The organism is Pseudomonas sp. QE6 (assembly GCF_041379005.1).
Taxonomy (GTDB): domain Bacteria; phylum Pseudomonadota; class Gammaproteobacteria; order Pseudomonadales; family Pseudomonadaceae; genus Pseudomonas.
Window position 1 is genome coordinate 1,595,119 of the sequence record NZ_CP166873.1, and the last position, 18,805, is coordinate 1,613,923.

The 18,805-nt window shown below is 67.3% G+C and carries 19 protein-coding genes; 11 read left to right on the plus strand and 8 right to left on the minus strand.

The genetic code is table 11. The features are described 5' to 3' along the window. The first annotated feature begins 247 nt into the window (after positions 1-247). Positions 248-460, plus strand: coding sequence for a cold-shock protein (locus tag ACAW63_RS07220; RefSeq protein WP_015475193.1), 213 nt, complete (start codon positions 248-250; stop codon positions 458-460). Between the two features lie 93 nt (positions 461-553). After that, positions 554-1,090 (plus strand): ATP-dependent zinc protease, encoded by a 537-nt coding sequence (locus ACAW63_RS07225; RefSeq protein ID WP_371232701.1) that lies wholly within the window; start codon positions 554-556, stop codon positions 1,088-1,090. Here the strand turns inward: ACAW63_RS07225 and mdtD are convergent, their stop codons facing one another. Then, complete coding sequence (gene mdtD, locus ACAW63_RS07230) at positions 1,091-2,527, minus strand: multidrug transporter subunit MdtD (protein ID WP_371232702.1); 1,437 nt, start codon at positions 2,525-2,527, stop codon at positions 1,091-1,093. 277 nt (positions 2,528-2,804) lie between these two features. Here mdtD and ACAW63_RS07235 point away from each other — a divergent pair, with 277 nt between their 5' ends. Both ACAW63_RS07235 and ACAW63_RS07240 read left to right on the plus strand, forming a co-directional pair. Next, positions 2,805-3,338 (plus strand): DUF2780 domain-containing protein, encoded by a 534-nt coding sequence (locus ACAW63_RS07235; RefSeq protein ID WP_371232704.1) that lies wholly within the window; start codon positions 2,805-2,807, stop codon positions 3,336-3,338. A 101-nt stretch (positions 3,339-3,439) separates the two neighbouring features. After that, positions 3,440-3,994 (plus strand): DUF2780 domain-containing protein, encoded by a 555-nt coding sequence (locus tag ACAW63_RS07240; RefSeq protein ID WP_371232706.1) that lies wholly within the window; start codon positions 3,440-3,442, stop codon positions 3,992-3,994. 8 nt (positions 3,995-4,002) lie between these two features. Here the strand turns inward: ACAW63_RS07240 and ACAW63_RS07245 are convergent, their stop codons facing one another. Then, a complete protein-coding gene (locus ACAW63_RS07245; protein WP_371232708.1) occupies positions 4,003-4,902 on the minus strand; it encodes an acyltransferase in 900 nt (299 codons plus the stop codon). Between the two features lie 136 nt (positions 4,903-5,038). On the opposite strand from ACAW63_RS07245, the gene ACAW63_RS07250 reads away from it, so the two are divergent. From ACAW63_RS07250 to ACAW63_RS07270, 5 genes are all read left to right on the plus strand, one after another. After that, complete coding sequence (locus ACAW63_RS07250; RefSeq protein WP_275609856.1) at positions 5,039-5,566, plus strand: ATP-dependent zinc protease; 528 nt, start codon at positions 5,039-5,041, stop codon at positions 5,564-5,566. A gap of 66 nt (positions 5,567-5,632) precedes the next feature. Next, on the plus strand, positions 5,633-6,322 hold the full coding sequence (gene creB, locus ACAW63_RS07255) for a two-component system response regulator CreB (protein WP_371232710.1): 690 nt from the start codon (positions 5,633-5,635) through the stop codon (positions 6,320-6,322). Next, positions 6,322-7,737 carry a two-component system sensor histidine kinase CreC gene (creC, locus tag ACAW63_RS07260; RefSeq protein ID WP_371232712.1) on the plus strand — a complete coding sequence of 472 codons (1,416 nt, stop codon included), beginning with the start codon at positions 6,322-6,324 and terminating at the stop codon, positions 7,735-7,737. Before creB ends, creC begins: the two co-directional genes overlap by 1 nt. A 235-nt stretch (positions 7,738-7,972) precedes the next feature. Then, positions 7,973-9,418, plus strand: a complete 1,446-nt coding sequence (gene creD / locus ACAW63_RS07265) for a cell envelope integrity protein CreD (protein WP_371232714.1) — start codon at positions 7,973-7,975, stop codon at positions 9,416-9,418. Between the two features lie 11 nt (positions 9,419-9,429). Further along, positions 9,430-9,726 carry a hypothetical protein gene (locus ACAW63_RS07270; RefSeq protein ID WP_371232716.1) on the plus strand — a complete coding sequence of 99 codons (297 nt, stop codon included), beginning with the start codon at positions 9,430-9,432 and terminating at the stop codon, positions 9,724-9,726. Between the two features lie 278 nt (positions 9,727-10,004). Here the strand turns inward: ACAW63_RS07270 and ACAW63_RS07275 are convergent, their stop codons facing one another. Both ACAW63_RS07275 and ACAW63_RS07280 read right to left on the minus strand, forming a co-directional pair. Next, complete coding sequence (locus ACAW63_RS07275; RefSeq protein ID WP_331315765.1) at positions 10,005-10,628, minus strand: glutathione S-transferase family protein; 624 nt, start codon at positions 10,626-10,628, stop codon at positions 10,005-10,007. A 16-nt stretch (positions 10,629-10,644) separates the two neighbouring features. Further along, the gene (locus ACAW63_RS07280) at positions 10,645-11,604 is read right to left on the minus strand and encodes a lyase (protein ID WP_371232718.1); all 960 of its coding nucleotides are present in this window, start codon (positions 11,602-11,604) and stop codon (positions 10,645-10,647) included. Between the two features lie 80 nt (positions 11,605-11,684). Here ACAW63_RS07280 and ACAW63_RS07285 point away from each other — a divergent pair, with 80 nt between their 5' ends. After that, positions 11,685-12,542 carry a protein phosphatase 2C domain-containing protein gene (locus ACAW63_RS07285; protein WP_371232720.1) on the plus strand — a complete coding sequence of 286 codons (858 nt, stop codon included), beginning with the start codon at positions 11,685-11,687 and terminating at the stop codon, positions 12,540-12,542. Positions 12,543-12,832: 290 nt separating this feature from the next. Here the strand turns inward: ACAW63_RS07285 and ACAW63_RS07290 are convergent, their stop codons facing one another. The 3 genes from ACAW63_RS07290 to ACAW63_RS07300 form a co-directional block, all read right to left on the minus strand. Then, the gene (locus ACAW63_RS07290; protein ID WP_371232722.1) at positions 12,833-15,232 is read right to left on the minus strand and encodes a TonB-dependent siderophore receptor; all 2,400 of its coding nucleotides are present in this window, start codon (positions 15,230-15,232) and stop codon (positions 12,833-12,835) included. Between the two features lie 273 nt (positions 15,233-15,505). Further along, a complete protein-coding gene (locus ACAW63_RS07295) occupies positions 15,506-16,468 on the minus strand; it encodes a FecR domain-containing protein (protein WP_371232724.1) in 963 nt (320 codons plus the stop codon). After that, positions 16,465-16,983 carry an RNA polymerase sigma factor gene (locus tag ACAW63_RS07300; RefSeq protein ID WP_371232726.1) on the minus strand — a complete coding sequence of 173 codons (519 nt, stop codon included), beginning with the start codon at positions 16,981-16,983 and terminating at the stop codon, positions 16,465-16,467. Before ACAW63_RS07300 ends, ACAW63_RS07295 begins: the two co-directional genes overlap by 4 nt. A 172-nt stretch (positions 16,984-17,155) precedes the next feature. Between ACAW63_RS07300 and ACAW63_RS07305 the strand changes: the two genes are divergently transcribed. After that, positions 17,156-17,908, plus strand: a complete 753-nt coding sequence (locus tag ACAW63_RS07305; RefSeq protein WP_371232728.1) for a glutathione S-transferase family protein — start codon at positions 17,156-17,158, stop codon at positions 17,906-17,908. Here the strand turns inward: ACAW63_RS07305 and ACAW63_RS07310 are convergent, their stop codons facing one another. Further along, on the minus strand, positions 17,909-18,784 hold the full coding sequence (locus ACAW63_RS07310) for a LysR family transcriptional regulator (protein WP_371232729.1): 876 nt from the start codon (positions 18,782-18,784) through the stop codon (positions 17,909-17,911). It abuts the gene before it with no gap. Between the last annotated feature and the right edge of the window lie 21 nt (positions 18,785-18,805).

Here is an 18,805-nt window from a genome sequence, read left to right on the forward strand (position 1 = left end):
CGGTGCAAGGCTTTGCGGCCACTCGTCAGAAAACGCGCGACCGGGCACATATGGTTTTTTATACAGATTCGCTTTCCGCAGATTTTTGTCGTAGAGTGCCTGAACTGTGTTTGCATGGGTCGCCGTCGATCGTGACCTGATGCGGTCGGTTATTCCACCCCGTCCTGCTCGACTCCTTGTAACTCCTTGCAACTCAGTTCCTGGCCACTCGTGTGGCTAATTTCCAATTCGTTCCAAGGAGAACACCATGTCGAATCGTCAGAACGGCACCGTCAAGTGGTTCAACGAAACCAAAGGCTACGGCTTCATTACCCCGGAAAGCGGCCCGGACGTATTCGTTCACTTCCGCGCTATCGAAGGTAACGGCTTCAAGACCCTGGCCGAAGGCCAGAAGGTCAGCTTCGAAGTCGTGCAGGGCCAGAAAGGCATGCAGGCCGAGCGCGTTCAGGTGATCAACTAAGATCCCCTGGCGTCAGCCAAAGAACCCCGGGTGGAAACATCCGGGGTTTTTTATTGCCTAAAGCTGCCGTTATCCCTTCCGGAGTCTCCATCCATGTCGTCGCCTGTCCTCCGCCTGCTGGTCCTTGGTCTGTTCGCCTTTACCGGCACCTGCGCCGTTGCGGCCGACGAGCCGGCTCAGCCCGTCCAGCCGGCCCAGCCCAGTAGCTGGGGCTGGACCGAGACGATCAAGCTGATGCCCGAGGAAACCGCGCTCAAGGCCCGGCTGGATACCGGCGCACAGACGTCCACGATGGACGCGCGCAACATCACCCGGATCAAGAAGAACAACGAGCGCTGGGTGCAGTACGACGTGATGGTCACCGACCCCGCGACCGGCAAGGAACTGCGCCTGCCCTTCGAGCGCAAGATCGAGCGTGTCCTGAAGTTCCACTCGGCCAATGGCGTCGAGCGCAGCCCGGTAGTGCTGATGGACGTGTGCCTGGGCAACAAGGTCTATCGCGAGCAGTTCTCCCTGCGCGACCGCCAGGCCCAGGAATTCCCGGTACTGCTCGGCCGTCGCAGCCTGGAGCACATGGGCACGGTGGACTCGTCCAAGACCCAGACCCTGGCGCCCAGCTGCAAGCCCTGATCAGTGCTCGCTGACGTCGTTCTCCGGATCGACCCGGCGCGGCGTGGTGCGGCCGTCCTCTGAGTTGAGCTGGAAGAAGATCGCCGCCGCCAGCATCGACATCAGTCCGACGCTCAGATAGGTCGCGTGGAAAGCTGACAGCACGTCGCCCTGGGCACTTTCCAGATCGCCATTGAAGCCGCCCAGCAGCGCTGCCGCACAGGCCACGCCCAGGCCGATGGACAGCTGCATGACCACCGAAAGCAGGCTGTTGCCGGCGCTGGCGTTGTCGTCGCGCAGGTCGATCAGGGTCAGGGTATTCATCGCGGTGAACTGCAGCGAGTTGATCCCGCCCAGCACCGCCAGCTGAACCAGCAGCAGCGGGTAGGAAACGTCCTGGTCCACCAGGCCGAGGCTGGCGATCATCGCGCCCAGCAGCAGCGTGTTGCCCACCAGCAGCCTGCGGTAGCCGAACAGCTCCAGCAGCGGCTTGGCCAGCGACTTGATCACCATGGCCGCCAGCGCCATCGGGATCATGGTCATCCCCGCCTTGGCCGGTGAGTAGCCCAGCCCCACTTGCAGCAGCAGCGGCGTGAGGAAGGGCAGCGAGCCACTGCCCAGGCGGGCGAACAGGTTGCCCAGCACGCCCACGGCGAAGGTGCGGGTGCGGAACAGCGAGGGATGGAACAGCGGCGCCTCGATGCGCAGCGCACGCAGCCAGTAGGCCGCCAGCAGGACCAGGCCGCCCACCAGCAGCAGGACCACGCGCACGTGGGGCATGTGCAGCTCGCCCAGGCCCTCCAGGGCGATGGTGATCAGCACCATGGCGCCGCCGAAGAGCAGGAAGCCGACGCTGTCGAAGCGCGTGGCGCGCACGCCGCGCAGGTCCGGCATCAGGCGCAGGGCGACGAGGAAGCCGACCAGCCCCACCGGCAGGTTGATCAGGAAGATCCAGTGCCAGCTGGCGTATTCCACCAGCCAGCCGCCCATGGTCGGGCCGGCCAGCGGGCCGAGCAGGCCGGGGATGGTGACGAAGCTGAGAATCCGCACCAGTTCGCTGCGCGGGTAGACCCGCAGGATCACCAGGCGCCCCACCGGCATCATCAGTGCACCGCCGATACCCTGCACCACCCGCGCGCCGACCAGGGTGCCAAGGGTCGGCGACAGTGCGCAGAGCAGCGAGCCGAGGCTGAACAGGAAGATCGCGAAGAGGAATACCCGGCGCGTGCCGAAGCGGTCGGAAATCCACCCGGAGGAGGGGATCAGCAGCGCTACCGTGAGCAGGTAGGCGATCACCACGCCCTGCATGCGTAGCGGGTCTTCGTTGAGCGAACGGGCCATGCTCGGCAGCGCGGTGTTGAGGATGGTGCCGTCCAGGGCCTGCATGAAGAAGGCGATGGCCACCAGCCAGGGCAGCAGGCGGGCCACGCGGGGCGTCAGGGTGAAGGGTTCGCTCATGGTCGATCCATCGGTCAGGAATGGCTCTAGCTTAGGGAATCTTGGCGCGACTGGGGAAATCCACGTGCGGATCGCCGCCGGCGGTTCGCAACGCGCTCCAGTGGATCAGCTTCCCCACTCCGGAACCGCTGTGCTAGACCTTTACCGGTCACTTTTTTCCGCGCTTGCGATGGCGTGCCGGGTTTCGCCGCAAACGCCCGGCATGGCGGAACGATGTCACCCCCGACCGGTCGATATGGCGTCCGGTCGCTTGCCGGAATTCCCAGAGGAGACAGCGATGTCCGTCAAACCCCGAGTCACCCTCGCCCTGGCCACTGTGCTGGCGGCATCTTCCGCATTTGCCTTCAACCTCGGCGACGCCGCCAAGGCGGTGTCCGGCGCCACCGGCGGGAGCACCGCCCAGGTCGCCACCACGCCGCAGACCAGTGGCCTGCTCGGCGCCCTGACCGGCCAACTCGGGGTCAGCGACGAACAAGCCGTGGGCGGCACCGGTGCGCTGCTGGGCCTGGCCAAGAACAAACTCAGCGGCGGCGACTATTCGCAGCTGCTGCAGGCCGTTCCCGGCCTCGACAAGCTGTCCGGCGCCAATGCACTGGGCGGCCTGGGTGGCCAGCTCGGCAACTCGGCGGCCGGCAGCATGCTGGGCAATGTCAGCAGCCTGGGCGACGTGAACAAGGCCTTCGGTGCGCTGGGCATGGACCAGAGCATGACCGGCAAGTTCGCCGGCGTGCTGCTGGACTACTTCGGCAAGCAGGGCGTGAACAGCCAGCTGCTGAGCAGCCTGAGTGGGCTCTGGGGCGCAGGCGCCTGAGTTAACGGGCCGCCGGACGGCGCGGAACCGCCGTCGGCCTGCTTTGTCATATCGACGACCCGGTCCCTGTTCGGGGCCGGGCATCCTCTCCGGAGCCGTCGATGTTCGCCAAATCCGCCGCTGTCCTGGCCGCCGCCGGGCTGGCCGTATCCCCTGTGTTCGCCGCCACCTTCACCGAGACCGCCGACCCGGCGCCCGCGGCTGAAGCGCCCGCGCAGACGGCCAACGCCCTGCTGGCCAACCTGACCCATCAACTGGGCGTTACCGAACAGCAGGCCATCGGCGGCACCGGCGCCTTGCTGGGGCTGGCCCTGAATACCCTGAAGGAAACCGACAGCACCCAGCTGCAGAGGGCCATGCCGAACGCACAGCAACTCGCCGGCAGCGGTTCCATGGGTGACCTGGGGGGAATGCTGGGTGGACTGGGCGGTGCTGCGGCACTGCTCGGCGGGATCAACAACCTGCAGGACGTCGACCAGATCTTCGGTGTGCTGGGCATGGACCAGTCGATGATCGGCCGCTTCGCCGGGGTGATCCTCGACTACTTCACCGAACAGGGCCTGAGCAGCCAGTTGCTCGGCACCCTCGGCGGTCTCTGGGGTATGCCCGCATCGCCAGCGCTGAAGGCTCCTGCGGTCAGCGGACGCGGGGCATGAGCCCCGCGTCAGAATTCCTCGCGCAGCGCCTCGATACGCGCGTCCTTCTCTTCCCACAGGCGTGATACCCAGGCCTGCACGTACTGGCGGAATTCCGGGTCGTTCTCGTAATCGCCCTGCCACAGCGCAGGGTCGATCTCGCGCGCCTGGATATCCACGATCACCCGTGGCACGCGCCCGCACAGCAGGTCCCAGAAGCCCGGCCGCGGGCCCTTGGGGTAGACCAGGGTGACGTCCAGCAGGGTATCGAGCTGCTCGCCGAGGGCCGCCAGCACGAAGGCCACGCCGCCTGCCTTGGGCCGCAGCAGGTTCTGGTAGGGCGACTGCTGCTGGGCCTGCTTGGCCGGGGTGAAGCGGGTGCCTTCGAGGTAGTTCACCACGGTCACCGGCATGCGCTTGAACTTCTCGCAGGCGGCCCTGGTGATCTCCAGGTCCTTGCCCTTGAGCTCCGGGTGCTTCTCCAGGAAGGCCTTGCTGTAGCGCTTCATGAAGGGGTAGTCGAGCGCCCAGAAGGCCAGGCCGAGGAAGGGTACCCAGATCAGTTCCTTCTTCAGGAAGAACTTGAAGTAGGGCGTCTTGCGGTTGAACGCCTGCACCAGCGCCGGGATGTCGACCCAGGACTGGTGGTTGCTGATCACCAGATAGGAGGTGTCGCCGCGCAGGTCGTCGCCGCCGCGGATGTCCCAGACGGTCGGGGTCATCAGCGCGAAGATGGCCTTGTCGATCTCGGCCCAGGTCTCGGCGATCCACATCACCCCGCGCGAGCAGGCGTCCTTGGCTGCCTGGCCGGGGACCACCAGCTTGAGCAGGGCGATCAGCAGCATCGGGCCGATCAGGACCAGGGTGTTGAACAGCAACAGGAGGCTGGCGATGAGGCCGGCCAGTGTGTGCTTGGAGAGTGCCCGCATGGAGATCCGATTCCTTGTGCGACGATGGCGCGGCCATGATACGCAGACAATTCCCGTGGCCCAAGCGGGATGCTATGGCGAACCAAGGGCCGTCGTGCTAGTCCTATGCGCACATGCCCCACCCCGGAGACTCCGCGTGAAACGCGCCCTCGCCCTGCTTTCCCTGCTCGCCCTGCCCAGCCTGGTGCTGGCCGCTGAACCCAAGCTCTATGGCCGCTACGAATGGGTCAGCCTGCCCGAACTCGACCAGACGCTGCAGGCGAAGATGGACACCGGCGCCTACACCTCGTCGCTGTCGGCCAAGGACATCCAGATCTTCCAGCGCGACGGCGAGGACTGGGTGCGCTTCAAGCTGGCCACCAAGGACGGCGGCGACTCGGTGTACGAGCACAAGCTGCTGCGCATCTCGAAGATCAAGAACCGCGCCGAAGGCGCCGCCGAGGACGAGGAGGAAGACAGCAACCCCGGCCTCAGCCAGCGCCCGGTGATCGAGCTGCCGGTGTGCCTGGGCGGCGACCAGCGCACCATCGAGGTCAACCTCACCGACCGCAGCCACTTCAACTACCCCTTCCTGATGGGCACCAAGGGCCTGCGCAAATTCCACGTCGCGGTCGACCCCGGCGAACGCTTCAGCGCCGGCAAGCCGAACTGCTCCGGCGGCTGAGGCCGCGATTGACGCGGTGCCGGGCTTGCGGCACCGTGCCGGCAGTTTCCACGGAGCCGGAATCTCATGCCGCACATCCTCATCGTCGAAGATGAAGCCGCCATCGCCGACACGCTGCTCTACGCGCTGCAGGCCGAGGGCTTCGAGACCTCCTGGCTGAGCCTGGCCGGCGCGGCGCTGGAGCGGTTGCAGCGCGAGGCCTTCGACCTGGTCATCCTCGACGTCGGCCTGCCGGACATCAGCGGTTTCGAAGCCTGCAAACGGCTGCGGCGCTTCTCCGAGGTGCCGGTGATCTTCCTCACCGCCCGCGACGCCGAGATCGACCGTGTCGTGGGCCTGGAGATCGGCGCCGACGACTATGTGGTCAAGCCGTTCAGCCCGCGCGAAGTCGCCGCGCGGGTGAGGGCCATCCTCAAGCGCACCGCGCCGCGCGTGGCGCCCGCCAGCGCCGCTGCCGGCAACGGTCCGTTCGAGGTGGACGAGGAGCGGGTGCTGATCCGCTACCATGGCCAGGCGCTGGCGCTGACTCGCCACGAATTCCGCCTGCTGCAGACCCTGCTGGCGCGCCCGGAACGGGTATTCAGCCGCGAACAGTTGCTCGATGCGCTGGGCGTGGCCGCCGACGCCGGCTACGAGCGCAACGTCGACAGCCACATCAAGAGCCTGCGCGCCAAGCTGCGCCAGGTCGCCGCCACCGCCGAGCCGATCCAGACCCATCGCGGCCTGGGCTACAGCTACGCGCCGGACAAGAGCTGATGCGCCTGTCGCTGCGGATCTTCCTGGTCTACTTCTTCTTCGTCGGGCTGACCGGCTGGTTCGTTCTGCGCACCGTGATGGACGAGATCCGTCCCGGCGTGCGCCAGTCCAGCGAGGAGACCCTGGTGGACACCGCCAACCTGCTGGCCGAGGTGCTGCAGGCCGACGTGAAGAACGGCACCCTCGACCAGAGCCGGTTGCCCGAGATGCTTCGCGCCTACGGTGCGCGCAGCCCGCAGGCGGACATCTGGGGGGTGAACAAGACGGCGGTGAACCACCGCATCTACGTCACCGATGCGCGCGGTATCGTCCTGCTGGATTCCCTCGGCCAGGCGGTAGGCCAGGATTATTCGCGCTGGAACGACGTCTACCTGACCCTGCGCGGCCAGTACGGCGCACGCTCCAGCCGCGAGTCGGCGGACGATCCGGAATCCTCGGTGATGTACGTCGCCGCGCCCATCCGTGACGGCGAGAAGGTCATCGGCGTGGTTTCGGTCTCCAAGCCCAACCGCACCCTGCAACCCTACATCGACCGCTCGCAACGCCGTCTCGCCTGGCTGGGCGCGGGCCTGATCGTTCTCGGTCTGCTGGTCGGCGCGTTGCTGTCCTGGTGGCTCAGCCGCTCCCTGGAGCGCCTGACCCGCTACGCCCAGGCGGTCAGCGAAGGGCAGCGCGCCGAGCTGCCGCGCTACCGGGGTGGCGAGATGGCGCAGCTGGCCGGCGCGGTGGAGCGCATGCGTGTGCAACTGGAGGGCAAGGCTTACGTCGAGCGTTACGTGCACACCCTGACCCACGAACTGAAAAGCCCGCTGGCGGCGATCCGGGGCGCGGCGGAACTGCTCGAAGGCGAGATGCCGGCCGAGCAGCGGGCGCGCTTTGTCGGCAACATCGCCGGGGAAAGCGAGCGCCTGCAGCAGTTGATCGAGCGCCTGCTGAACCTGGCCCAGGTGGAGCAGCGCCAGGGCCTGGAGGAGCGGGTGCCGGTGGCCCTGCACGAGCTGGCCGATGAGTTGATCGCCGAGCGCCTGGCGCGGGTGCAGGCGGTGCGATTGGCGAACGATATTCCGCCTGGGGTGAGCGTGCTGGGCGAGCGTTTCCTGCTGCGTCAGGCGCTGGGGAACCTGCTGGACAATGCGCTGGATTTCACCCCGGCGGGCGGCACCATCCGCTTCGACGCGCAGCCGGAGGGTAACGGCTGGCGCGTCGAGCTGTTCAACCAGGGCGAGGCGATCCCCGACTTCGCCTTGCCGCGCCTGACCGAGCGTTTCTACTCCCTGCCGCGTCCGTCCAGCGGGCGCAAGAGCACCGGGCTCGGGCTCAACTTCGTGGCCGAGGTGGCGGCGCTGCATGACGGTGAGCTGCGCGTCGAGAACGCCGACGGTGGGGTTCGGGCGCGTCTGTCGATCTCTGTGTAGGGTGTATAACGCTCCGCGTTATATACCGTTTGGCCTTGATCCCAGAGCACTCCGAGTTCGACTCTGGAGCCGCTGATGAGACGAGGTGCAGCGGCGTACAACCGCGAACGGTTGTACGCCCTACGGCAGCGCCAGCCTCCACACAAACTCCACACAGTCTCCACATCCCACCCCCGGTACCCCCACGGCCGCGCCCCAAGCTCTCCCCGTCCCCATCCCACGGAGAGCCCTCCCCATGAATCGCCAACTCGGCCTCAAGCTCGGCGCCATTGCGCTCTTGATCGTCCTCCTGCTGATCCCCCTGCTGATGATCGACGGCCTGGTCGACGAGCGGCAGAACTATCGCGACGAGGTCCTGCAGGACATCGCCCGCAGCGCCAGCTACAGCCAGCAACTCACCGGGCCGCTGGTGATCGTGCCTTACAGCCGCACCGTGCGCAGCTGGCGTATCGACAAGGGCAGCCAGCAGCGCGTGCTGCAGGAGCGCGAGGTGCGCGGCCGCCTGTTCTTCCTGCCGGAGACCTTCCTGCTCGACGGGCAGATGCGCACCGAAGTACGCCATCGCGGCATCTACGAGGCGCGCCTGTACCACGCCGACAGCAAGATCAGCGGCGGCTTCGTGCTGCCCGCCAACTACGGCATCGGCAGCGACCTGGACAGCTATCGCTTCGACGCCCCCCTGCTGGCGGTCGGCATCAGTGATGTGCGCGGCATCGAGAACGCGCCGAAACTGAAGGTCGAAGGTGAGCTGCGCGATTTCCAGCCCGGCACCCAGAGCCAGTTCCTCGGCAACGGCGTGCACGCCGTCCTGCCGTTCAAGGCGAGCGACCGTGAGCAACGCTTCGACTATGCCTTCGAGCTGTCGCTGCTGGGCAGCAGTCGCCTGGACATCATCCCGGTCGGCCGCGACAGCCAGGTCAACCTGGTTTCGGACTGGCCGCACCCGAGCTTCGGCGGCGAGTTCCTGCCCACCGAGCGCAGCACCAGCGACCAGGGGTTCAGCGCGCGCTGGCGTACCAGCTTCTTCGCCACCAACCTGGAAGAACAGCTCAAAGCCTGCACGGCGCCGTCCCAGGCCGACACCGCCCGGGCAGTGACTGCGGATGACCCGGACCTCGCTGCCGCCGCTCCAGCCGAGTGCAGCGGGTTTGGCCAGCACCGTTTCGGCGTGGCGCTGGTGGACCCGGTGGACCAGTACCTGAAGACCGACCGCGCGGTGAAGTACGCGCTGCTGTTCATCGGCCTCACCTTCGCCGGCTTCTTCCTCTTCGAGGTGCTCAAGCGCCTGGCGGTGCACCCGGTGCAGTACGCCCTGGTGGGCATGGCGCTGGCGCTGTTCTACCTGCTGCTGTTGTCGCTTTCCGAGCACCTGGGCTTCGAGCTGGCCTACCTGATTTCCGCCAGCGCCTGCGTCGGGCTGATCGGCTTCTACCTCTGTCATGTGCTGCACAGCCTGGGGCGCGGCGCCGGCTTCAGCGCCGGGCTCGCCGGGCTCTACGGGATGCTCTACGCGCTGCTCAGCGCCGAGGACTACGCGTTGCTGATGGGCTCGCTGCTGCTGTTCGGTGTGCTCGGTGGCGTGATGGTGCTGACCCGCCGGCTGGACTGGTACGGCATCGGCAAGCCGGCGCGCGGCGATGACCTGGAGTTTTCCCTGGACGAAGTGCGCGTGCAGCGCTGAGGAGAATCGAGATGCCGAATCCGATGCGTTTTTCCCTGTGCCTGCTGGCCGGCCTGCTGCTCGCCGGACTGTGCCTGCCGGTGCTGATGCTGCTCGGTCGCTTCGACTGGATTGCTCTGCTGGTCGCCAGCGGCAAGCCGCTGGCGCACCTTGCCTTGCTGCTGCCGAGCGGACTGTGGGAGCAGCTCAGCGGGGTGGAGGATGCGGCGCACAATCCCCATGTGCGCTCCTTCCTGGAGATGTGCATGGGCGTTGCGCAGATGGGCCTGTTGCTGGCGCTGCCGCTCTACCGCCTGGGGAAGAAGTGATGAGCGCCTGGCGTGGATTGCGCGAAGAGCGTGAGGTGGGACGGCGGCTGGCGCGGCGGATCGCCGGGTTGTTCGGGGAAGTGAAGGGCACGCGGGTGGTGCGCGATGAGCGATTTCAGCGGCGGGTGGTGCGTCGAGTCGGTGTTGCTCATGACTTTGGGCACTGGGCCTTGCCCCTCACCCCAACCCTCTCCCAGAGGGAGAGGGAGCTGGGCGGTGCCGGATGGCGGGGCTGGAGTTCGCCGGCTCGCTCCTCCGGTGGCATTGCGTAATGGGTATCAGGCCGGCACGGTCGCCTGCAGCGACGGCCGCTGGCTGACCTCGGCGAACCACTTGGCCAGCCGCGGGTACTCGGCGCGCCAGTCCCAGTGCGGTTGGCGGAAGTCCAGGTAGCCCAGGGCGCAGGCCACGCCGATGGCGGCGACGTCGAAGCGTTCGGCCAGTTCGGCGTGGGCCGGGCCGTCGAAGTAGGCGAGGGTGCGGACGATCTTCAGCTGCTGGTTGTCGAGCCAGGTGTCCCAGTGCTTTTCCGGCGGACGCATGGCGGTCTCGTAGCGGATCAGCACGGCGGCATCCAGCACCGCGTCGGCCAGCGAGGCCAGGGTCAGGCGGCGCCAGCGGGCCGGGCCTTCACGGGGAATCAGCGGTTCGCCGCTGTGCTGCTGGTCGAGGTATTCGAAGATCACCCGGCTGTCGTGCAGGTCCTGGCCGTCGGCCAGGCGCAGGGCGGGAATCTTGCCGGCGGGGTTGTCCCGCAGCACGCCGGCGTCCGGCGCGATGGGGGTGTGGACGGCGGCGTAGAGTTCGACCTGGTCGAGCTGACCGGTCTCGTGCAGCAGGACCATGACCTTGCGCACGAAGGGCGAGGCGGCGGCGTGGAACAGGATGGGACGGACGCTCATGGGTTCTCCTCGGCGTTCATTCGTGGATGACCACCAGGCGGTCGGTGCCGGATTCGGCGCCCCAGACCTCGCCCGGTCGGCCCAGCAACTGGCGCACGTTGGCGTGCTCGCGGTCGCTCGGATAGGCGGTGAATCGTTCGCTCTGCGGGTCGAAGCGCAGGATGGCGTTGCTGGCGAAGTCGCTCAGCCAGACCTGGTCCATGGCGTCGACGTAGAGGGCATAGGGCTGCGGATGATCGCCCGGCAGCTTCCAGGTTTTCCACTGGTTGTTGTCCGGATCGAAGCGTGCCAGCCGGCCGTCGCTCCACTGGCTGATCCACAGCCGCCCGACCGAGTCGGACCACAGCCGGCGCGGGCCGCTGCCGGCGCTGGGCGTATCGATGCGGGTGACCTTGTCACCGACCGGGTCGATATGACCGATGTAGTCGCCGGCCAGCGAGGCGTACCAGAGTTCGCCGTCGGGCGTCACGGCGATGCCATAGGGTCCCTTGCCCTTGGGCGCGGACCAGACCTTGAGTTCGCGGGTCGTGGGGTCGAGGCGGCCGTAGAAACCGTTCTGGCCGGTGAACCACAGAATGCCATCGTCATCGAATACACCAGTATTGAGGTTCGCCTTGGCCGCCTCCTTGGGCAGCGGAATGACTTCCACGCCCAGGCGTTCGCGGTCGACGTGGACAATGGCATTGAGCCCGCCGTCGGTGATCCAGGCGTCGCCATCGGGCCCGGCGACCACGCCGTGGGGCGCGGAGCCCTTGCCCAGGTCGACCTGCTCGGTGGCGCCGGTCTGCGGGTCGAGCCGGCCGAGCGCGCCGGCGTGCTGCGCGGTGTACCAGACCTTGCCGTCCTCCGTGGGGGCGACATCGTGCGGGCCGGAGCCCTTGGGCAGGTCGAAGTACTTCACGCTGGCGGCGTCGGCGCCGCCAGCCAGCAACAGGCCGGCGAGCAGCAGGGGCAGGGCGCGCAGGGTGGTGGACATGGGGCTCTCCTTGGCGGGTCCGGAATTGGCTGAGACTGTACGCCGGGCTTGGCGTTCGGCGATATGGAGGAGTGAAGCGCGTGACAACCATACAACTACTGGGGGCGGCGTGCCGCCAGGGTTCGCCAGTCAATGACGACGCCATCGGCTATACCGCGGGCGCGGCCTGGGTGCTGGACGGCGCCACCAGCCTGGGGCCGGGGCTGGTGGATGTGCAGAGCGATGCGCGCTGGCTGGCGCAGTGCGCCAATGGTCACCTGCAGCGCCTGCTGGAGGACCAGCCGGGGCTGCCGACCGGGGCCTTGTTGCAGGCCTTGCAGCAGGGCATCGCCGAGGACTTCCGGCGTGACGCGGGGGTTGCCGCCACAGCGGAGCTGGACCTGCCCACGGCCTGCCTGAGCCTGCTGCGGGTGCTGGACGACGGCGCGCTGGAATTGCTCAACCTGTGCGACAGCCGCATCCACCTGGCCTGGGACGACGGCCGTGTGGAGAGCTTCGGCGACACGCCGCTGGAGGAACTGGACCGGCAATCGGTGGAGCGCCTGCTGGCGCTGCGCGAGAGGCATCCGGACTGGAGCCACGCCCAGCTGTTCCAGGCCAGCCGCGAATGGGTGCGGCGCAACCGGGCGCTGGCCAACACGGTGCAGGGTTACTGGGTGCTCGATCCGACCGACCGCTGGCTGGGGCAAGTGCAGCGGCGCGTGCTCGACCCCGCGCGGCTGAAGGCGTTCATGCTGGTGACCGACGGCTTCGACCGCCTGCTGGAGTTCCGCCGCTATGACCTGGATGCGCTGTTCGCGGCGCTGCCGGAGCGCGGGGTGGAGGCGCTGATCGACGAGCTGCGCGCGCTGGAGTCCGCCGATGGCCAGGCGCTGGAACATCCGCGCCTGAAGATCCATGACGATGCCAGCGTGGTCTGGGGGGAAGTGCGCCGCTGAGGGTTACCCGGCAGCACGGCGGGATGGCAGTTGCGTAGGAGCGGACTCCGTCCGCGATGCTCTCCGGCGCGATGTGGACCTTACAGGAACCGTGCAGCAGGTCTCGTGTTGCCGCAACTCGTAGGATGGGTGGAGCGAAGCGATACCCATGCTGTCGGTGCACAGTATTGATGGGTTTCGCTTCGCTCAACCCATCCTACAAGAGCCAAGGTTCCACGCCCCGGCTTCTCCCTGAAGAGAAAGGGCGAACCGCGCGCCGGAATTACTCGGCAATCGAGTCCGTCCGCTCGTCACCACTTGTAGGTCAGGCTCGCCACCACCTTGCGCTGGTCGCCGTAGTAGCAGTAGTAGCCGTCGCAGGTGGAGATGTAGTCCTTGTTGAACAGGTTGCTGGCGTTGACCTGGACCGAGGCGCCATCGAGGCCGCTGGAGAGTTTGCCCAGGTCGTAGTGCACCGCGGCGTCGTACAGGGTGTAGGAACCCGTGTAGCCGTCGTAGGTGTTGGCCTGGTCGCCATAGGTGTCGCCCACGTAGCGCACGCCGTAGCCGACGCCGAAACCGTCGAGGGTGCCGGCGTGCCAGGTGTAGTCGGCCCACAGTGCGGCCTGGTTGCGCGGCACCCGCTGCAGGCGGTTGCCGGCGTAGATACCCTTCTTCACCTCGGTGTCGGTGTAGCTGTAGCTGCCGATCAGCTTGAGGTTTTCGCTCAGGTTGGAGTTGGCCTCCAGCTCCAGGCCAGTGACCTTCACTTCGCCGGTCTGGCTGGTGACGGAGACGCCGCCGACGTTGTCGGTCACGCTCACGTTCTTCTGCCGCAGGTCGTAGACGGCGGCGGTCAGCAGGGTATCGCTGCCCGGCGGCTGGTACTTCACGCCCAGTTCCCACTGCTTGCCTTCGGTGGGCTTGAACGACTCGGTGGCGGAGACGTCGGCGCCACTGGCCGGCTGGAACGACTCGGCATAGGACAGGTACGGCGCCACACCATTGTCGAAGAGGTAGCTCAGCGCGGCGTTGCCGCTGAACTTGCTGTCCGACTCGGTGCTGGTGGCGTCGCCCTTGTTGTGGAATTCGGTGCCGGTGTGCACCCAGTCCTGGCGGCCGCCGAGGGTCAGGCGCCAGTTGTCGAGGGCGATCTGGTCCTGCACGTAGGCGCCGCTCTGGAAGGTCTTCTGGTTGTAGTCGTAGTAGGCATCGGAGCGCGGCGGACGGACGATGGGCTGGCCGTAGATCGGATCGTTCACGTTGGTCGGCGGAACGTTGTAGCCGTAGATCGCCAGGTAGTTGGTGTTGTTGCGGTTGTGGTCCAGGCCCAGCAGCACGGTGTGCGCGAGCGCGCCGGTGTGGAAGTCGGCCTGGAAGTTGTTGTCCACCACGAACTGGGTGACGTCCTCGTCCACCGAGGTGCTGACGCGGTTGAGGGTGCCGTCGTCGCTGACGGTTTCCAGGTAGCCGCCCGGAGTCAGGGCATCGAACGACAGGTCGTTCTTCATGTAGCGCAGGTTCTGGCGGAACTGCCAGACGTCGTTCAGGCGGTGCTCGAGGCTGTAGCCCAGCCACCAGGTGGTGCGGTCGTAGTTTTCCCAGTCCGGGTCGCCCAGGTTCTTGTGGTGCGAGATGTCGCCGAAGGGCGCGTCGTACTTGGTGCCCTTGAGCGGCAGGAACTGGGTGGTGATGCCGGTATCGTCGCGGGTGAACTGGCTGAGGAAGGTCAGCCTGGTGTCGTCGTCCGCGTTCCAGGTCAGGCTCGGCGCGAGGTTGTAGCGCTTGTCCGGGATGTGGTCGATCTGCGTGTTGCTGTCGCGCGCCACGCCGCTGACGCGATAGAGCAGGTTGCCCTGCTCATCCAGCGGGCCGGTGCTGTCGAAGTTGATCTGCTTGTGGTTGTAGTTGCCGCCCTGCACCTGCACGGTATTGGACTGCTCGGCCTGCGGGCGCAGGCTGCTCATGTCCAGCAGGCCGCCGGGCGGGGTCTGGCCGTAGACCGAGGAGGCCGGGCCGCGCAGCATGGCGACGCGCTCCAGGTCCCAGGTTTCCAGCTTCGGGTTGGCATAGATGCCGGTGGCCATCGGCAGGCCGTCGAGGAATTGGGTGGGCTTGAAGCCGCGCACGAGCAGCCAGTCGGAGCGGGTATCGCTGCCGAAGCTGCTGGCGACGGTGCCGGGCATGTAGCGCACGGCGTCGTCGATATTCTGTACCGCACGGTCCTGCATCTGCTCACGGGTGGCCACGGAGATCGACTTGGCGGTTTCCAGGATCGGCGTATCGGTCTTGGTGCCGATGCGCGAGCGAGTGGCGACGTAGCCGACCGCCGGGCCGTCCGGGTCTTCCTGGGCGGCGCTGATGGTGGTGGCGGACATCGACAGGGTGTCGTTCGGCGCCGGGCGCAGGCTGTAGCTGCCCGAGCCGCTTTCCACCAGTTCCAGCCCGGTGCCTTGCAGTGCCTGGCGCAGCGCGCCGACGGTATCGAAGCGGCCTTGCACCGCGTGGGCGCTGCGGCCCTGGGCCAATGCCGGGTCCAGGCTCAGGCTCAGGCCGCCTTCGGCGGCGATGCGGTTGAGGGTGCTGGACAGCGGGCCGGCTGGCAGTTGGTAGTCACGCACGGCTTCGGCGGCGATGGCCGAGGTGGTGGCCAGCAGGATGGCGGTGGCCAGCAGGCAGGGGCGGAGCGAAAGGTCGAACGGGCGGCGCATGGACAACGACTCCTGGAAACGTTTCTCGATGCCTCCTTGCCGAACGAGATTGGAAAAGTGATAGGGCTGGGTGAAATTTTTTTCGTTGCGGGTTTCGGGCGATTCGCGGAGTGGGCTTTCGTAGGAGCGGAGCTTCTCCGCGATGCTCTTGTGGGGATTGAGGATTCGCGGACAAGGTCCGCTCCTACATGGATACTCCTGCGCTAGGGTTAGGGAGAGTGAAATCCCGGTACCGAGTCACAGAAGAAGACAGTTGCTCCTAAAAAACAGACCTCAGTGGCTCGGTACTACGCGCGACCACCAGGGGCCGTGCTTCTCGATCCGCACCGGCAGGCTTGGCTCCAGCGAGCTCAGGGCCAGGCCGATGTCGTGCAGCGGGAAGCTGCCGGTGATGCGCAGGTCGGCCACCGCCGGGTCGATGCCCAGGTAGCCCGGACTTTCCCGCGACAGGCGCTCGACCAGCTCGGCCAGGCGCACGTTGTCCACCACCAGCATGCCGTGGGTCCAGGCGTCGGCGACGGCGCTGTTGGCCTCTACCGGGCCGAGTCCGTCAGGCCTTACGCGCACGTGCTGGCCCTGGGCGATGACCTTCTCCTCCTCCCGCTGTTCGGGGCGTGCGGCAACCGCCGAGTGCAGGACGCTGAGCAGGGTGCCGTCGTCGCCGTCGCGCTCCACCAGGAAGCGCGTGCCCAGGGCGCGCAAGCGTCCGTCGCGGGTCTCGACGATGAAGGGCCGGCTGTCACCATGGGCGGTTTCCACCAGGATCTCGCCGCTGAGCAACACGATGCGCCGCTGCTCGGCGTCGAAGCGCAAGTCCACGGCGGTGCGGCTGTTGAGCTTGACCAGGGTGTTGTCGGGCAGGCGCAGCTCGCGTTGTTCGCCGGTGCCGGTGAGCAGGTCGGAGAAGGCGTACTGCACGGGCAGGTAGCGGTTGCCCACGCCGAGAGCCAGCGCGCCGACCAGCAGCAGCGACAGGCCGCTGCCCGCCAGTCGGCGGGCCTTCTGCCGTGCCTCCCGCGGTGAGCGCAGCAGGGCGTTGCGCGCCGCCAGGGGCGCGGCGCCGGCGAGGCTGCGGTCGAGCATCCCCAGCTGGCTCCAGGCCCGTGCGTGCTCGCTGTGTTCGGCATGCCAGCGGCTGAAGGCGGCCTCGTCATCCGGATGAGTCTCGCCGGAGCCCAGGCGCAACTGCCAGCTGATGGCCTCGTCAAGCACGCGCAGGGAAACCGGCCCCTTCATGTCGGCGTTCCGTACAGCGCGATGTAGCACTGGCGCAGGCCCTGGGCGATGTACTGGCGCACGCGCGGCACGGAGACACCGAGCAGCTCGGCGATCTCGGCGTGGCCCAGGCCGTCCAGGCGGTTGAGCAGGAAGGCCCGGCGCGCACGGGTGGACAGGCTGCCCAGCAGGCGGTCGATTTCGCGCAGGTCGGCGAGGATCAGGCAGTGCTCTTCCGCCGAAGGCTGCACGGCCTCGGGCAGGTGGTGCAGCTCTTCCAGGTAGGTCTGTTCCAGCGCTACGCGGCGCCAGTGGTCCACCAGCAGACCCTTGGCGATGGTCACCAGGAAGGCCCGGGGTTCGCGCAGGGACGGCAGCTCGCGGCGGCCGAGCACGCGGACGAAGGTGTCCTGGCTCAGGTCTTCGGCGCGCTGCACGCAGCCCAGGCTGCGGTTGAGCCAGGCGGTCAGCCAGTCGCGATGATCGCGGTACAGCACTCCAACGCGTTCGCCATTGCCAATCCGGACGGCCGACACCCCTTGCTCCCCCATGCCCAGGTCGGGCACTAATTTAATAACGAGAACTATTCGCAAATGATCGCAGACTGCCGCTGGCGCTGCAATCACGCTCGTCGGCTTTTATCGGTCGATCGCCGATGGATCGACGGCGTTCTACAATCGATCCTCTTCCTTCTGGCGGATAACCGGTATGCGCGAACCCCTGCTGATCATTGGCTCCTACCTCTCGCCCTACGTGCGCAAGGCGCTGGTCATGCTCGAACTCAAGGGCGTGGAGTACCGCGTCGATTCCGTCGTGCCCTTCTACGGGAACGCCGAGTTCGAGCGCCTGAGCCCATTGCGCCAGGTGCCGGTGCTGGTGGACGGCGACCTGGTGCTCAACGATTCCTCGGTGATCTGCCAGTACCTGGAGGAGCGTTATCCACGGCCCGCGTTGTACCCGGCGGACATCGCCGAGCGCGCCCGCGCGCGCTGGATCGAGGAGTTCGCCGACGCCCGTATGGGCCAGGTGGTGATCTGGCAACTGTTCGACCAGCTGGTGATCGGCCGTGGCGTGTGGGGCCGCGAGCCGGACGCGGCGCTGCTGGAGAAGACCTACCAGCAGGACCTGCCGGCGGTGTTCGATTACCTGGAGGCGCAGCTGCCGGCCAGCGGCTGGCTGTTCGGCGAGCTCTCCATCGCCGACATCAGCGTCGCCTGCTTCATGCGCAATGCGCAGTTCGCCCGTTACGAGCTGGACGCCCAGCGCTGGCCGAAGCTGGCGGCGATGCTGGACGCCGCCTTCGCGCTGCCGGCGTTCCAGAAGCTCAACCCGTTCGAACGCGCCATCGCCCGCACGCCGATCCTGCAGCAGCGCGAGGCCCTGCTGGCCGCCGGTGCGCCGGTCAGCGCCATCAGCCACATGCGCGAGCAGCCGGTGCGCGGGCCGATGAGCCGCAGCTGATCAGGCTTGCTGGAGAAAGCGCCAGAGCCGCTGCGCCACCGGCCCGTGGGAGCGGTCACGGCGACGCGCGGCGACCAGCTGCTCGCGGCGGCCGGGCAGCTGCGCACCGCTGAGGTCGCGCAGGCGCCCAGCAGCCAGTTCTTCTTCAATCAGGTGACGCGGCAGGTGGCCCCAGGCCAGGCCGTGCAGCACCAGTTCCTTCTTCATCGCCTGGTCCGGCACCGTGCATTGCGGCGCGCCGTCGAGGGTGAAGTAGTCCACCGGCGGCGAGTGCCGGGCGCTGTCGCGCATCACGCACTGGGTGAGCGCGCGCAGGTGCTCGGGGGCGACGTTTTCCCTATCCGGAAGCAGCGTTGGTGCGATCACCGGGACGAAATCGACGTCGCCCAGGTCGATCCATTCCAGGCGCGGGTCGGCCTTGTCCACGCGGTGCAGGATCAGGTCGGCATCGCCATCCAGTAGCCGCTCCAGCGGGCCGCTGACGCTCTCGAAATAAAGTTGCAGGCGCGTCTGCGGCTCCTCGGCGAAGAAACGCGCGAGCTTTTCCAACAGCGCCGGACGTGGACAGAAGTCGCCGAGCACCACGCGCAGTTCGCTTTCCTCGCCGGCCGCCAGGTGGGCGGCGTGGTCGCGCAGGTTGCCCAGCTCGCGGAGCAGGCCCTGGGCGCGGCGGTGGAAGGACGCCCCGGCGGCGGTCAGGCCGACCCGATAGCCGCTGCGGTCCAGCAGCTCGAAGCCCAATTGCTGCTCCAGCCGGGCGACGGCGGCAAATACCGCCGGGTGCGAGCGGTGCAGTCGCTGCGCCGCGGCCTGGAAGCCGCCCGCCTCGACGACGGCGTCGAAGCAGTGCAGGTCGTGCAGGGTGAAATCGTGCATGTCAGCTTTCCTGACAAAATG

What these genes read in the sequence shown, in the direction of transcription:
- ACAW63_RS07305 (WP_371232728.1), top strand. Translation starts at nt 17,156, where the DNA reads ATGCGCGAACCCCTGCTGATCATTGGCTCCTACCTCTCGCCCTACGTG.
- ACAW63_RS07310 (WP_371232729.1), bottom strand. Translation starts at nt 18,784, where the DNA reads ATGCACGATTTCACCCTGCACGACCTGCACTGCTTCGACGCCGTCGTC.
- creB (WP_371232710.1), top strand. Translation starts at nt 5,633, where the DNA reads ATGCCGCACATCCTCATCGTCGAAGATGAAGCCGCCATCGCCGACACG.
- mdtD (WP_371232702.1), bottom strand. Translation starts at nt 2,527, where the DNA reads ATGAGCGAACCCTTCACCCTGACGCCCCGCGTGGCCCGCCTGCTGCCC.
- creC (WP_371232712.1), top strand. Translation starts at nt 6,322, where the DNA reads ATGCGCCTGTCGCTGCGGATCTTCCTGGTCTACTTCTTCTTCGTCGGG.
- ACAW63_RS07295 (WP_371232724.1), bottom strand. Translation starts at nt 16,468, where the DNA reads ATGAAGGGGCCGGTTTCCCTGCGCGTGCTTGACGAGGCCATCAGCTGG.
- ACAW63_RS07270 (WP_371232716.1), top strand. Translation starts at nt 9,430, where the DNA reads ATGCCGAATCCGATGCGTTTTTCCCTGTGCCTGCTGGCCGGCCTGCTG.
- ACAW63_RS07275 (WP_331315765.1), bottom strand. Translation starts at nt 10,628, where the DNA reads ATGAGCGTCCGTCCCATCCTGTTCCACGCCGCCGCCTCGCCCTTCGTG.
- ACAW63_RS07280 (WP_371232718.1), bottom strand. Translation starts at nt 11,604, where the DNA reads ATGTCCACCACCCTGCGCGCCCTGCCCCTGCTGCTCGCCGGCCTGTTG.
- ACAW63_RS07235 (WP_371232704.1), top strand. Translation starts at nt 2,805, where the DNA reads ATGTCCGTCAAACCCCGAGTCACCCTCGCCCTGGCCACTGTGCTGGCG.
- ACAW63_RS07220 (WP_015475193.1), top strand. Translation starts at nt 248, where the DNA reads ATGTCGAATCGTCAGAACGGCACCGTCAAGTGGTTCAACGAAACCAAA.
- ACAW63_RS07225 (WP_371232701.1), top strand. Translation starts at nt 554, where the DNA reads ATGTCGTCGCCTGTCCTCCGCCTGCTGGTCCTTGGTCTGTTCGCCTTT.
- ACAW63_RS07240 (WP_371232706.1), top strand. Translation starts at nt 3,440, where the DNA reads ATGTTCGCCAAATCCGCCGCTGTCCTGGCCGCCGCCGGGCTGGCCGTA.
- creD (WP_371232714.1), top strand. Translation starts at nt 7,973, where the DNA reads ATGAATCGCCAACTCGGCCTCAAGCTCGGCGCCATTGCGCTCTTGATC.
- ACAW63_RS07290 (WP_371232722.1), bottom strand. Translation starts at nt 15,232, where the DNA reads ATGCGCCGCCCGTTCGACCTTTCGCTCCGCCCCTGCCTGCTGGCCACC.
- ACAW63_RS07245 (WP_371232708.1), bottom strand. Translation starts at nt 4,902, where the DNA reads ATGCGGGCACTCTCCAAGCACACACTGGCCGGCCTCATCGCCAGCCTC.